Source organism: Phenylobacterium sp. (assembly GCF_035569475.1).
GTDB lineage: Bacteria > Pseudomonadota > Alphaproteobacteria > Caulobacterales > Caulobacteraceae > Phenylobacterium.
Genome location: NZ_DATMNA010000033.1, coordinates 59,397 through 71,102 on the forward strand (window position 1 = coordinate 59,397; position 11,706 = coordinate 71,102).

Below are 11,706 nucleotides of genomic sequence, written 5' to 3' on the forward strand. Positions count from 1 at the left end.
GCTCTAGGCCGGCGGAACGGGCGAACAGGCTCCACGTTGAGACAGGGCGCCGCGGCCATCGCGGCGCCCGTCTTCGTTCGAGGAGAGATGCCAATGCTCGGTTGGGCGCTCGTTTTCGCCGTCCTGGCCATCGTCGCCGGGGTGCTGGGGTTCGTGGGCCTCGCGGGCCTGGCGGCCACCATCGCCAAGGTGCTGTTCGTGGTCTTCCTGGTGCTGTTGGTGGCGAGCTTCGTCATCCGCGCCTTCCGCGGCCAGTCGGTGGTCTAGCCACGACGTTTTGTCTCCCCCGCTTCGGCGGGCAGAGCCGCAAGGAAAAAGGCCGCCCAGCAGTGGGCGGCCTTTGTTTTGGGCGGGTTGCGGCCGCTTCAGGGCGCGGTCGGGTTCGGCCCCTTCTGCTGGGTGGCGGGCGCCGGCGCCGGCGCGTCATAGGCCGGGGCCGCGGCGGCGTGGGCGCTGGTCCGCTGGGCGTCGGCGCGCGACAGGTCGGGCGCCTTCCAGGTCCAGGCGAGGAACAGGCCGAGGGCGGCCAGCAGGGTGCCGGCCACCAGCACCCAGAACATGTGGCGACCGAAGCGGCCTTGCCGGGCCGGCGTCGCGGCCAGGACCGGCTGGGGTGTGTCGTCGGGTCTCGAAGTGTCGGCCATGGAAGCGTCCTTTACTCAGGGGGGATGTAGCTGAACGGGCCGGTGGCCGGTCGGCTGGAGACGGCGTGGACGGGATGGATCAGCGAGCCGATCACGGCGCTGGCGAGGGCCAGGCCCAGGACGGCGCAGACCACGGCCAGCCGGCGGCGTCCCGCCTGCTGGCGCCAACTCGGCGTCTTCACGAGGACCGGGCCGCGCCCGACGGCATGGCCTGACGGCATGGCGCAGTGTTCCCTGCAAGCGCGGGCGGGGCGCGCCCGTCGGTCTGGCAAACGCCCGCCGCGCGACAGCGTTCCCCGAACGCCCGCCACGCCCGGCCGTATCTCCAGGTAAAAAGATGCAATAACAAAGAGTTGCGGGGCATCGTCTTCAATAGTGAAAAAAGTTGAAAAAAGTTGGACGGCCGCCGGAACGCATTTGGGGGCTGTGAGTTTCTAGATTTGCGGAGGCGGCGACGCCCCCCCCGACTTGAGACCGGCGACCATGCCGGTCTGCCGTCTCCGCACCCCTTTTCTCGATGATGCACACTGGGCGGGTCCTTCGAAGGGATCCGCCCTTTCCTTTGGCGCCGTTAGCTGGGCGCCAGGTGCACCACGATGTCGGCGCGCCGGCGCAGCGGCCGGGCGCGGCCGTCGGCGGTGGTCGAGCCGGTCTCGCCGACGGCGGTGATCTTGAACTCGGCGGCCGGCAGGCCGGCGCCGGCGAGCGCGGCGGTCACCGCCTGCGCACGGCGCTTGGAGAGGTCGAGATTGCTGTCGGAGGCGCCGCCGACGGAGTCGGCCAGGCCCAGGACCTCGACGCCGGTGACCTTGCAGGGCCTGGCCTGCTGGGCCGCGGCGGCGATTACCGCGCGGCCCTCCTTGGTCAGCTCGGCCGAGAAGCTGTCGAAATAGATCTGCGCCGTCTGGTCGGCGCAGCGGGGGGCCGCCTTCACGATCCGGCCCCGCGCGGTCTCCGTGGAGGCGCAGCCTCCCAGCCCGAGCGCGAGGCTCAGCCCCAGGATCGCTATGCCGTTCGCCGTCGCGCGGATCGTCATGTCAAAGCCCCTCATCAGGACGACAAAAGGCGGCCGGAGAAGTCCGGCCGCCCTCTCCGTCCCTGTCGGGCAAAACGCCGCCCGGGCGCCCCAGTTCCGTCCGCGGCGCCGCATCCAGGCCGGCGGCTTCCCGGAACCTGCGTCGCGCCCTGCCGTTGGGGTGGGGACAGCACCTTGAACGGGAGCCCTTCGATGGTTGGCGCACGCCTAGACACCGACGACAGGATCGCACGGCCGGTCGACACCCTCGACATCAAGGAGGTGCAGGCCGATGTGCGCGAAGCCTACGAACGCGGGCGCGCCGACGAACGCGCGAGCCGCCGCCGGCATCCGATCTTCATGACGCTCACCTTCGCCGCGGCGGTCTGCGGCGTGGCCTTGCTGGTCCTGGCCGCGGCCAACGGCTCATTCAGCCGCGGCGGCAGCGTGGCCGACGAGAACCTGCAGGCCGCGGTGAACAAGGCCGAGCCCCAGGTTCGTGACGCCGCCAGTCAGGCCGGCCAGTCCTTGCGCGACGCCGGGCAGGCTGCGAAAGCCAAGGCCGCCGGTTCTCCGAGCTAGGCGGGATTCTTTGGGGGCGAAGGTCAAAACGGTCGAGGTGGTCGCCAACGTCGCCTCCGGCAGCGTGGGCCGCGACGCGCCCGCCCAGGTCGAGAAGATCCTTTCGGACTTCGGCCTGACCCATCACGTCTGGACGCCGGAGCCGAACGAGGTGGTCGACTGCCTGCGCGCCGCCATCGACAAGGCGCCCGACCTGCTGGTCGTGCTGGCCGGCGACGGAACGGCCCGCGCGGCGGCCGAGCTCTGCGGCCCCGAGGGGCCGATCATCGCCCCCTTGCCGGGGGGAACCATGAATATGCTGCCCCACGCCGTCTATGGCGTGCGTCCCTGGCCCGAGGCGCTGCGCCTGGCCCTCGAGCACGGCTACGAGCGGCCGATCGGCGGCGGCTCGATCGCAGGACACAGCTTCCTGGTGGCCGCCATTCTCGGATCGCCCGCCCTGTGGGCGCCAGCTCGCGAGGCCGCCCGTTTCGGCAAGCCCAAGCTGGCGTGGCTGCGCGCGCGTCGCGCCCTGCGGCGCACCTTTCAGGGCCGGCTGCGCTACATGCTCGACGGCGCGGAGCGGGAGAAGGCCGAGGCCCTGGTGTTCATCTGCCCGCTCACGTCGCGGGCTTTGGACAACGAAGCCCACACGCTGGAGGCCGCGGCGCTGGACGTGCACGGCGTGTCCGACTTGCTGCGGCTGGGGTTCCACGCGGTGACCGGCGACTGGCGCGACTCGCCCGAAGTCGTGGTGAGGCCCTGCAAGGCGGCCCGCGTCTGGGGATCGCACAACATTCCGGCGCTCCTCGACGGCGAAACCGTACAGCTGAAGACCCTGGCCGAGGTGCGTTACGTGGCCCGCGTGGCCCGCATCCTGGCCCTCCCCAAGGACGCGTGAGCCGTGACCATCCGACTGGCGCACATTTCCGACATCCACTTCGGCGGCGAGAACGCCCAGGCCGTCGCGGCGGCGACCGACTACGTCAACGCGGGCGGCTTCGACCTGGTGGTGGTGACCGGCGACCTGACGCGGTACGCCGAGGTGGAGGAGTTCCACCGCGCGGCGGCCTGGCTGGAGCAGATCCAGGCGCCCAGGCTGGTCACGCCGGGCAATCACGACGCGCCCTACCTCGCCTGGGCCGAACGGATCTTCGCGCCGTTCCGCCGCTATGAGCATGCGATCGGGCCCGCCGCCGCCCAGGCGCATCTGGGCGGCGGCTTCGCGGTGCGCGGCCTCAACACCGCGCGCGGCGCGCAGCCGCGGATCAACTGGTCGAAGGGCCAGATCTCGCGGCGCCAGGTGGCCGCGGCGGTCGAGTGGTTCGAGGACTCCCATCCGGCGTGCGTGCGCATCGTCGCCTGCCACCATCCGCTGACCGAGATGATCGGCGGCCCGATGACCGCGCGGGTCTGGGGCGGGGAGGCCGCGGCCCGCGACTTCGCCGAGGCGGGGGTCGACCTGGTGCTCTCCGGGCACATCCACGCGCCCTTCACCTGGCCCTATCCGTTCGCCGACGGGAAGACCTACGCGGTCGGCGCGGGCACGCTCTCGATCCGCGAACGCGGGACGCCGGCCAGCTTCAATGTGGTGGAAATCGAGGATGCGGCGATCCGCGTCGCCGCCATGGGGTGGACCGGATCGCACTACGAGGCGAACCGCACCTGGTCCCTCGACCGCCGCCGCCCGAACGCGGCGGCAGGGTCTTAGGACGAAGCCCGGCCGCCGCGCAAAGGCGGACGGCGCGGGTCGTCGGCAAGTCGCGTCAGAGCGTCGTGCCCCGGCCGCGCACGAAGTTCATGATCAGCGAGACCACGAACAGCACGAGGAAGACATAGAAGGCGATCTTGGCGATACCGATCGCCGCACCGGCGATCGTCGTGAAGCCAAGTACGCCTGCGATCAAGGCGACCACCAGGAAAGTCAGAGCCCAGCCGAGCATTGCGGTTCCTCCGTTTGCGCGCCTATGGCGCTATCGGCCAACCAACGCCTGGAGCTCGGCCGCGTTCCGAACGCTGCTCTCTTAAGGCCTTGCGAAGCCCGGCAGGGTCAGTGTTTCGGCGGCGACGGCCGCGGCGCGAAAGCCGCGGCGATGATGGCCGTGAGGATGCGCGGGTTCTTGAACGCCACCGTGGCGGCGGCGGCGACGGCGCCCAGCGCCACCAGCGGGCGTTCGCGGGCCAGATCGATCAGCTTGGCGGTAAGGTTCTGGGTGTCGCCCTTCACCGGCTTCGGCCGCACCTTGCGGGTGATCAGGAGGGCGATGACCAGGGCGATGAACGCCACGATGCCGGCGACGGCCGCAGCGGCCCAGGCCGGCCCGACGACCTCGCGCAAGGCCGCATAGATCGCGAAGGCGATCGCGACCATGCAGATGGCCGCCGCCGCCGCGATGGCGGCGAAGGCGGCGATCAGCCCGACGAACTTCCTGAAAATCATGCCCCCGGACGTCAATCGTGCGCGTCTAGCGGCGCGACGAGGAAGCCGTGGCCAGCAACAGGCCGATCAGCACGCCGATGCCGAGCGCGGCGCCGGTGGCCGCGAGGGGCCGTTCGCGGACCCGCTCGGTCATGTACTGCTGCGCCTCGTCAAGCTGCTGGCCGGCGGTGTCGCTGTAAGCGCGCGTCTGGGCGCGGAGCTGCTCGATGCCCTCGGTGACGGCGCGCTCGATACGCTTGGCGGCGTCGGCGAAGGAGCGTTGCGCCTCGGCGGAGAGTTTGGAGGCCTTGTCGGCGGCCGCGTTGACCGCGGACGTGGCATCCTCGGCGGTATGGTCGATGCTGTTCGCGGGCATTGGGACGTCTCCGAAGGCTGGCCCCGGCGAGCGGCGGGGCGATGGAACGCTGAACGTGGGACACCCTAGCGGGTTCCCGCCTTGGCCGCAAAGGCGAGGCCGCCTCCCCAGCGGTCGGAAACGCCGGCTTCCGAGCACGGTTCCTGTCGCGGTCCGGCCGCCGCCGCCTTATGTTCAGGCTATGACCTTAGGTGACCTTGGCCATAGCGAGGAGCATCGCCGCCTGGAACGGGCCGTGGCGGTGGCGGGCCTCGGAGAATTCGCGTGGGACGCGGCGGCGGGGCTGTTCGCGGTCAGTGCGCGGATGGCCGCGATCACCGGCCTGCGGCCCGGCCCGGCGCCGGCCAAGACCACCCAGGCGCTGGAGCCCTTCATACCTCCTGAGCAAAGCCGCGGCCCGGACGGCGCCTATGAATTCGAGTTCCGCCATGTGCGGCCGGACGACGGGCGGACCGTCTGCCTGCGGGTGGCGGGCGTGCTGGCGCGCGGCCCCGACGGACGGCTGCTCAGCGTCACCGGCGTCGTCGAGGACGTCACCTCGCGCAAGCTGGAGGAGGACCAGCGCCAGACCCTGCTGGCCGAACTCGACCACCGGGTGAAGAACGTGCTGGCCACGGTCCTGGCGCTGGCCCAGCAGACCGCCAAGCGGACCACCTCGCTGGACGCCTTCCTGGCCAACTTCGGCGGGCGGTTGAAGGCCATGGGCTCGGCGAACGAGCTGCTCACGGCCGCGCGATGGCGCGGCGCCGCCATCGACCACCTGGCCGCCGCCGAGCTCGGGGCGCTGGCGCCCGGCCAGACCGCCTGGGACGGCCCGGAGCTGTTCCTGACCCCCCGGGCGGCCAATGCGCTGGCGCTCGGCCTGCACGAACTGGCGGCCAACGCGGTGAAGTTCGGGGCGCTTTCGGTGGAGACGGGCCGGGTCAACCTGCGCTGGAGCCGGCTGCCGGACGGCGGCTTCGAGCTCACCTGGACCGAGAGCGGCGGCCCGACCGTCAGCCCGCCGGTGCGCCGCGGCTTCGGCGCGACCCTGCTGGAGCAGGTGACCGGGCGCGAGCTGAACGGCGAGGCGGCCATCGACTACCGGCCCGCCGGGGTGTGCGTGCGCCTGCGGGCCGGCGCGGCGGCCGTGGCGCCGCGTCCGGAAACCGTGCCCGACGCGCCGGCCGCCCGCGTCGTCGAGGCCGTCACCACCGTCGCCGGCCCGACAAACCTGCGCGGCGCGCGGGTGCTGATCGTCGAGGACGCGGTGCTGCTGGCCATGGAGCTGGAGACCGGCCTTTCCGACGCGGGCGCCACGGTGATCGGCCCGGCCTACGAGTTGGAGGAGGCGTTGGCCCTGCTGGGCCAGCCGATCGACGCCGCGGTGCTCGACGCCAACCTGAACGGCCATTCGGTGAGCCCGGTCGCCGAGGCGCTGGCGGCGCGCAACGTGCCCTTCGTCTTCGCCACCGGCTATGGTGAGACCGGCGGAGCGCCCGGCGGCTTCGACGCCCCGGTGATCCGCAAGCCCTACGACGTGACCCAGGTGGCCTCGGCGGTCGCGGAGCTGCTGCAGGTCAACAGGTCGCACCCCCAAAGCCGCCCCTGAGACAAGGCGCCGCCTCGGCTCGGCTTCGAGGGCGGGCTAAGCAAGTGGCCGGGGGGGCCTGCGGTGTCATCGCAGGGGCTGGACCGGCGGCCTAAAGGACTTCGCCCGACTCAAGCGACCGGAACTCCCTTGTGCGGTCCGCGGCAGAGGTCGCGGACCGGCGCATTTCGGCTTCAGACGATCCCGGCCTTGCGCAGCTCGGCCAGCCGCGCCGCCGAGACCCCCGCGCGGGCGGCCAGCACTTCGCCGGTGTGCTGCCCCAGGGCCGGGCCCGGCCAGCGGACCGAGCCCGGGGTGCGCGAGAGCTTCGGAAAGGCGTTCTGCATCCGGATCGGGCCGAACACCGGATGCTCCGTCGTGACGATGGCTTCGCGGGCGGCGAACTGCGGATCCTCCAGCATGTCCGGCGCGCGGAACACGCGGCTGGCGGGCACGCCCCGGGATTCGAGCAGGGCCAGCAGGTCGGGCAGGGCGAAGGTCGAGGTCCAGGCCGCGACGATGGCGTCCAGCTCCTGCTGGTTCACGCCGCGGCTGGCGTGGTCGACGAACTTCGGGTCGGTCTTCAAGTCCGGCCGGCCCATGGCTTCGGTGAGGCGGGCGTAGACCGTGTCGCCGTTGCCGCCGATCAGGATCAGCTCTCCGCCGGCGCAGGGATAGGCGTTGGAAGGCGCGATGCCGGGCAGGATCGCGCCCGACCGCTCGCGGACATAGCCGGTGATGTCGTACTCGGTGACCAGGTTCTCCATCACCGCCAGCACGCTCTCGTAGAGGGCCGCGTCGATCACCTGGCCGCGGCCGGTGCGGGTCCGCTCGTGCAGGGCCATGGTGATCCCCATCACCGCATGCATCGCCGCCAGGCTGTCGCCGATGGAGATGCCGGCCCGCGCCGGCGGCCGGTCCGGCTCGCCGGTGACGTAACGCAGGCCGCCCATGGCCTCGCCGATCAGGCCGTAGCCGGCGCGCTCGGCATAGGGGCCGGTCTGGCCGAAGCCGGAGACCCGGGCCATCACCAGCCTGGGGTTGTCCGCCGAAAGGGTCTCGTAGGAGAGGCCCCACTTCTCCATGGCGCCCGGCCGGAAGTTCTCGATCACCACGTCGGCGCCGGCGATCAGTCGGCGCGCGATCGCCTGGCCCTCGGGCTTGCGCAGGTCCAGGCCCACCGACTTCTTGTTGCGCCCGATCACCGGCCACCAGGGGGAGTGGCCCTGCGGCAGGCTGCGGCCCCACTGGCGCATCGGGTCGCCCACCCTGGGGTCCTCCAGCTTGATCACCTCGGCCCCGAAGTCGCCGAGGATCTGGCCGGCGAAGGGCCCCGCGATCAGCGAGCCCATCTCGATCACGACGAGGTCCGAAAGCGGGCCTTGGCTGGTCGTCATTTCCTGTTCTTCCCGATCGTCATGGCGGCGCTTGTCCCGGCTATCCACCGACACCGGCGCCGGAGCCTTGCCCGCAGCGATGCCGCGTATGCGTCCCCGGGACAAGCCCCGGGAATGACGGTCCTGCGGATGGGGTGGACGCTCGCCGTCGCCCGGCGTAAGGCGCTTGCCCATGAGCCAGTATCTCTTCGACCCGCCCGCCGTGACCACCGTCCCGATCCAGGGCCAGGACGCGGTCTTCCCCGTGCGCCGAATCCTCTGCGTGGGCCGCAACTACGCCGCCCACCGGCGCGAGATGGGCGGCGACGACCGTGACCCGCCGTTCTTCTTCGGCAAACCGGCCGACGCCATCGTCCCGCCCGGTGGCGACGTGGCCTATCCGCCGGAAACCGCCAACCTGCACCACGAGATCGAGCTGGTGGTGGCCCTGAAGTCCGGCGGCGCCGACGTGCCGGTGGAAAGGGCCCTGGACCTGATCCTGGGCTACGCCGTGGGCGTCGACATGACCCGGCGAGACCTGCAGAACGCCGCGAAGGACAAGGGTCAGCCCTGGGACGCCTCAAAGGGCTTCGACCAGTCCGCGCCGATCTCGGCGATCAAGCCCTGGACGGGCGCGCCGCCGCAGGGCCGCATCACACTCTCGGTCAACGGCCAGGTCCGCCAGGACGCCGTCGTCGCCGACATGATCTGGGCCACCGCCGAGATCGTCTCGGAGGCCTCCAAGCTCTGGACGCTCGCCGCGGGCGACCTGATCTACACCGGCACTCCGGAAGGCGTCGGCCCCCTGGTCCGCGGCGACGTGGTCACCGGCGAGGTCGAAGGCGTCGGCCAGCTCAGCTTCAAGGTCGTCTAGGCGCGCGTGGGATGAGCTTCACCCTCTACAGCGCCTGGCGCGCCACCGCGCCCTACCGGGTCCGCATCGGCCTGGCCCTGAAGGGCGTGGCCTACGACTATTCCGCCCTGGACCTGATCAAGGGCGAGCAGCGCGAGCCCCAGTACGCCGCGGTGAATCGCCAGAAGCTCACCCCCGCTCTCGACCTCGGCGGCGGCCGGGTGCTGACCCAGAGCCTGTCGATCCTCGAATGGCTGGAGGAGGAATACCCCGACCCGCCGCTGCTGCCGACGACGTCGCTGGACCGCCAGATCGTGCGGGCCATGGCCCTGATCGTCGCCTGCGATATCCACCCGCTGAACAACACCCGCGTGGGCCGCAAGCTGCACCAGATGGGGATCGACCAGGCGGGCATCCTGGAGTGGACCCAGGCCTGGATCCGCGACGGCTTCGACGCCCTGGAGCCCATGGTCGCCGAGTACGGCGGCGGCTACGCCTTCGGCGACACCCCGAGCCTGGCCGACTGCTGCCTGATCCCCCAGGTCTATTCCGCCAACCGCTATCAGCTCGACCTCGGCCCCTGGCCGGCGATCCGCGCGGTGAACGAGCGCGCCCAATCGCACCCGGCCTTCCAGGCCGCCCACCCGAACCAGCAACCCGACGCGGTCCCGCTCTAGATGCTAGACGACCTGAAGGCCAACAACCGCGCCTGGGCCGCGCGCAAGATCGCGGCCGATCCCGGCTTCTTCAAGCGGCTGGAAGGCCAGCAGGCGCCGAAATACCTGTGGATCGGCTGCTCCGACTCCCGGGTCCCCGCCACCGAGATCGTCGATCTCGATCCGGGCGAGATGTTCGTGCACCGCAACGTCGCCAACCTGGCCCCGCCGCAGGACTCCAACTACCTGTCGGTGCTGCAGTTCGCCATCGACGTGATCAAGGTGGAGCACGTCCTGGTGGTCGGCCACTACGGCTGCGGGGGCATCGCCGCGGCCGTGGACGGCCAGCGCCGCGGCATGGTCGACCACTGGCTGCACCCGATCCGCGAGGTCCGCCACGAGCACCGTCACGAGCTGGACGCCATCCCCGAGGAGCGCGCGCGGCTCGACCGGCTCTGCGAGCTCAACGTCATTCGCCAGGTGAGGAACGTGGCCTCGGACGTCTTCGTCCAGGACGCCTGGGCGCGCGGCCAGAAGGTCTGCGTCCACGGCTGGGTCTATTCGATCGCCACGGGCCTGGTGAACGACCTGGGCGTCACCGTGGGCGGGCCTGCCGAACTCGACCGGCTGGAGAACGGGGTTGAGGCTTAGGGCTTCAGAGGTCTTCACCATATTCTTGCTGAATCAAAGATTTACCCTTCTTCGTAACTGATTCCTTTACGCTGATGGGTCAGTTTTCACCCGTTGAACTCGGACTCGGGTGATCAAATGCGAAACCCCTTCAGACAACTCCACCTCTCCAGACTCGTCCCGAAATTCGTGTCGCGCGCCCTGCGCGACCGGAGAGGGGTCAGCGCGGTGGCCTTCGCCATCACCTTCGCGGTGCTGGCGCCCATGTCGCTGGGGCTCTTCGACGTCTATCAGGCGAACGAACAGCACGGGAAGCTGCAGGACGCCCTGGACGCCGCGACCCTCTACGCCGCCCGCTCCAGCGCCACCGACAATCCCACGATCAACAGCATCGGCAGCAAGGCGCTGGCCGCCAACCTCCAGCTCGTCCCGGGCGCGACCCTGACCTCCTCGTCGTTCACACTGGTGAACAACAACACCCAGGTGCAGGCGCAGGCGGCGGTCCAACTGAGCGCCTTCTCGCCGATGGCGGGCCATTCGCCGGTCCAGGTGTCCTCCGAGGTCACCCGCAACGGCAACAACATCGAAGTCGCCATGGTGCTCGACAACACCGGCTCGATGGCGGGCTCGCCGCTCTCGTCGCTGCAATCGGCGGCCAACCAGCTCATCGATCTGGTCGTCTCGAACACCCAGACGCCTTTCTATTCAAAGATCGCCGTCGTGCCCTATTCGAACGCCGTGAACGTCGGCGCCTACGCCGCCACAGTGCGGGGCGTTCCCATCACCGCGCCATCGCCCATCGCCGCCCCGTGCATCGACCTTCCGGGCTGCACGAAGATGAAGTTCACCACCGCGTCCGGCTCGCCGCCTACGTTCAACGTGAGCAGTTGCGTCAGCGAGCGCACCGGCGCCCAGGCCTTCACCGACGCCTCCTACAACGGCGCCCCGGTGGGTTGGGTCTATCCCGCCGCCGACAACCCCTGCATCGGCGCCACCATCCAGCCGCTCAGCAGCAACAAGACGACCCTCCACAACATGATCGGCACCCTGACGGCGGGCGGCTCGACCGCGGGCCATATCGGCGTGGCGTGGGGTTGGTACATGCTCTCCCCGAACTGGGGCGGCCTGTTCCCGTCCGGCAGCCAAGGGGCGGCCTACGGCACGCCGAACACGCTGAAGGTGGTGATCCTGATGACCGACGGCGCCTTCAACACCGCCTATTGCAAGGGCGCGATCTCGAACCCCAGCTCGGCCACCGACGGGAGCAGCGGCGGCTCGAACGAGCACGCCGCCTGCGCCTCGCCCAACGGTGACTCCTTCACCCAGGCTCAGTCGCTCTGCAGCGCGATGAAGGCGGCGCCGAACAACGTCATCATCTACACCGTGGGCTTCCTGCACGGCGGGGCCGATCCGCAGGCCCAGGCGATCCTCGCCAACTGCGCCACCGACGCCGCCCACGCCTACCTGCCGACCACCGGCGCGGCGCTGCAGGTGGCGTTCCAGGCGATCGCCGCAGACCTGAACAAGCTGCGGATCTCCCACTAGATCCGAGCGAACGACCGCCCGCCGGCTGACCTGATCCAGGTCAGCCGGTTGGCGTTTTCGC

At 70.6% G+C, this 11,706-nt stretch carries 16 protein-coding genes; 9 read left to right on the top strand and 7 right to left on the bottom strand.

Going from position 1 to position 11,706, the window contains the following annotated elements:
- The first annotated feature begins 93 nt into the window (after positions 1–93).
- The gene (locus VNW53_RS04685) at positions 94–267 is read left to right on the top strand and encodes a DUF1328 domain-containing protein (RefSeq protein WP_325553929.1); all 174 of its coding nucleotides are present in this window, start codon (positions 94–96) and stop codon (positions 265–267) included.
- A gap of 98 nt (positions 268–365) precedes the next feature.
- On the opposite strand, the gene VNW53_RS04690 is transcribed toward VNW53_RS04685, so the two are convergent.
- From VNW53_RS04690 to VNW53_RS04700, 3 genes are all read right to left on the bottom strand, one after another.
- Positions 366–644 (bottom strand): hypothetical protein, encoded by a 279-nt coding sequence (locus VNW53_RS04690; RefSeq protein ID WP_325553931.1) that lies wholly within the window; start codon positions 642–644, stop codon positions 366–368.
- An 11-nt stretch (positions 645–655) separates the two neighbouring features.
- Entirely contained in the window at positions 656–865 is a 210-nt protein-coding gene (locus tag VNW53_RS04695; RefSeq protein WP_325553932.1) for a hypothetical protein, read from the bottom strand.
- A gap of 350 nt (positions 866–1,215) precedes the next feature.
- Positions 1,216–1,680: an OmpA family protein gene (locus tag VNW53_RS04700; RefSeq protein WP_325553933.1), complete on the bottom strand. Its 465-nt coding sequence runs from the start codon at positions 1,678–1,680 to the stop codon at positions 1,216–1,218.
- A 192-nt stretch (positions 1,681–1,872) separates the two neighbouring features.
- Between VNW53_RS04700 and VNW53_RS04705 the strand changes: the two genes are divergently transcribed.
- Genes VNW53_RS04705 through VNW53_RS04715 form a run of 3 tightly spaced genes read left to right on the top strand, consistent with a single transcriptional unit; the run spans position 1,873 to position 3,931 of the window.
- Positions 1,873–2,241, top strand: coding sequence for a hypothetical protein (locus VNW53_RS04705; protein WP_325553934.1), 369 nt, complete (start codon positions 1,873–1,875; stop codon positions 2,239–2,241).
- 10 nt (positions 2,242–2,251) lie between these two features.
- Positions 2,252–3,121: a diacylglycerol/lipid kinase family protein gene (locus VNW53_RS04710; RefSeq protein ID WP_325553935.1), complete on the top strand. Its 870-nt coding sequence runs from the start codon at positions 2,252–2,254 to the stop codon at positions 3,119–3,121.
- A 3-nt stretch (positions 3,122–3,124) separates the two neighbouring features.
- Entirely contained in the window at positions 3,125–3,931 is an 807-nt protein-coding gene (locus VNW53_RS04715) for a metallophosphoesterase (RefSeq protein ID WP_325553936.1), read from the top strand.
- Positions 3,932–3,986: 55 nt separating this feature from the next.
- On the opposite strand, the gene VNW53_RS04720 is transcribed toward VNW53_RS04715, so the two are convergent.
- The 3 genes from VNW53_RS04720 to VNW53_RS04730 form a co-directional block, all read right to left on the bottom strand.
- Positions 3,987–4,163: a DUF1328 domain-containing protein gene (locus VNW53_RS04720; protein WP_324944986.1), complete on the bottom strand. Its 177-nt coding sequence runs from the start codon at positions 4,161–4,163 to the stop codon at positions 3,987–3,989.
- Positions 4,164–4,270: 107 nt separating this feature from the next.
- Positions 4,271–4,660: a hypothetical protein gene (locus VNW53_RS04725; protein WP_325553937.1), complete on the bottom strand. Its 390-nt coding sequence runs from the start codon at positions 4,658–4,660 to the stop codon at positions 4,271–4,273.
- A gap of 25 nt (positions 4,661–4,685) precedes the next feature.
- On the bottom strand, positions 4,686–5,015 hold the full coding sequence (locus VNW53_RS04730; RefSeq protein ID WP_325553938.1) for a DUF883 C-terminal domain-containing protein: 330 nt from the start codon (positions 5,013–5,015) through the stop codon (positions 4,686–4,688).
- A 235-nt stretch (positions 5,016–5,250) separates the two neighbouring features.
- Here VNW53_RS04730 and VNW53_RS04735 point away from each other — a divergent pair, with 235 nt between their 5' ends.
- Positions 5,251–6,606: an HWE histidine kinase domain-containing protein gene (locus tag VNW53_RS04735; RefSeq protein ID WP_325553939.1), complete on the top strand. Its 1,356-nt coding sequence runs from the start codon at positions 5,251–5,253 to the stop codon at positions 6,604–6,606.
- A 173-nt stretch (positions 6,607–6,779) separates the two neighbouring features.
- On the opposite strand, the gene VNW53_RS04740 is transcribed toward VNW53_RS04735, so the two are convergent.
- Positions 6,780–7,982: a CaiB/BaiF CoA-transferase family protein gene (locus tag VNW53_RS04740; RefSeq protein WP_325553940.1), complete on the bottom strand. Its 1,203-nt coding sequence runs from the start codon at positions 7,980–7,982 to the stop codon at positions 6,780–6,782.
- Between the two features lie 172 nt (positions 7,983–8,154).
- On the opposite strand from VNW53_RS04740, the gene VNW53_RS04745 reads away from it, so the two are divergent.
- The 4 genes from VNW53_RS04745 to VNW53_RS04760 all read left to right on the top strand — a co-directional run bounded on the left by VNW53_RS04745 (position 8,155) and on the right by VNW53_RS04760 (position 11,645).
- Complete coding sequence (locus VNW53_RS04745) at positions 8,155–8,835, top strand: fumarylacetoacetate hydrolase family protein (RefSeq protein ID WP_325553941.1); 681 nt, start codon at positions 8,155–8,157, stop codon at positions 8,833–8,835.
- A gap of 11 nt (positions 8,836–8,846) precedes the next feature.
- Positions 8,847–9,491 carry a maleylacetoacetate isomerase gene (gene maiA / locus VNW53_RS04750; RefSeq protein ID WP_325553942.1) on the top strand — a complete coding sequence of 215 codons (645 nt, stop codon included), beginning with the start codon at positions 8,847–8,849 and terminating at the stop codon, positions 9,489–9,491.
- Complete coding sequence (locus VNW53_RS04755) at positions 9,492–10,121, top strand: carbonic anhydrase (RefSeq protein WP_325553943.1); 630 nt, start codon at positions 9,492–9,494, stop codon at positions 10,119–10,121.
- Positions 10,122–10,289: 168 nt separating this feature from the next.
- Positions 10,290–11,645 (top strand): pilus assembly protein, encoded by a 1,356-nt coding sequence (locus tag VNW53_RS04760; protein WP_325553944.1) that lies wholly within the window; start codon positions 10,290–10,292, stop codon positions 11,643–11,645.
- Positions 11,646–11,706: the final 61 nt, after the last annotated feature.

Bases quoted from the DNA above. Each gene is read 5' to 3' on its own strand.
- VNW53_RS04685 (WP_325553929.1), top strand. From the start codon at position 94: ATGCTCGGTTGGGCGCTCGTTTTCGCCGTCCTGGCCATCGTCGCCGGG.
- VNW53_RS04690 (WP_325553931.1), bottom strand. From the start codon at position 644: ATGGCCGACACTTCGAGACCCGACGACACACCCCAGCCGGTCCTGGCC.
- VNW53_RS04695 (WP_325553932.1), bottom strand. From the start codon at position 865: ATGCCGTCAGGCCATGCCGTCGGGCGCGGCCCGGTCCTCGTGAAGACG.
- VNW53_RS04700 (WP_325553933.1), bottom strand. From the start codon at position 1,680: ATGACGATCCGCGCGACGGCGAACGGCATAGCGATCCTGGGGCTGAGC.
- VNW53_RS04705 (WP_325553934.1), top strand. From the start codon at position 1,873: ATGGTTGGCGCACGCCTAGACACCGACGACAGGATCGCACGGCCGGTC.
- VNW53_RS04720 (WP_324944986.1), bottom strand. From the start codon at position 4,163: ATGCTCGGCTGGGCTCTGACTTTCCTGGTGGTCGCCTTGATCGCAGGC.
- VNW53_RS04725 (WP_325553937.1), bottom strand. From the start codon at position 4,660: ATGATTTTCAGGAAGTTCGTCGGGCTGATCGCCGCCTTCGCCGCCATC.
- VNW53_RS04730 (WP_325553938.1), bottom strand. From the start codon at position 5,015: ATGCCCGCGAACAGCATCGACCATACCGCCGAGGATGCCACGTCCGCG.
- VNW53_RS04740 (WP_325553940.1), bottom strand. From the start codon at position 7,982: ATGACGACCAGCCAAGGCCCGCTTTCGGACCTCGTCGTGATCGAGATG.
- VNW53_RS04745 (WP_325553941.1), top strand. From the start codon at position 8,155: ATGAGCCAGTATCTCTTCGACCCGCCCGCCGTGACCACCGTCCCGATC.
- maiA (WP_325553942.1), top strand. From the start codon at position 8,847: ATGAGCTTCACCCTCTACAGCGCCTGGCGCGCCACCGCGCCCTACCGG.
- VNW53_RS04755 (WP_325553943.1), top strand. From the start codon at position 9,492: ATGCTAGACGACCTGAAGGCCAACAACCGCGCCTGGGCCGCGCGCAAG.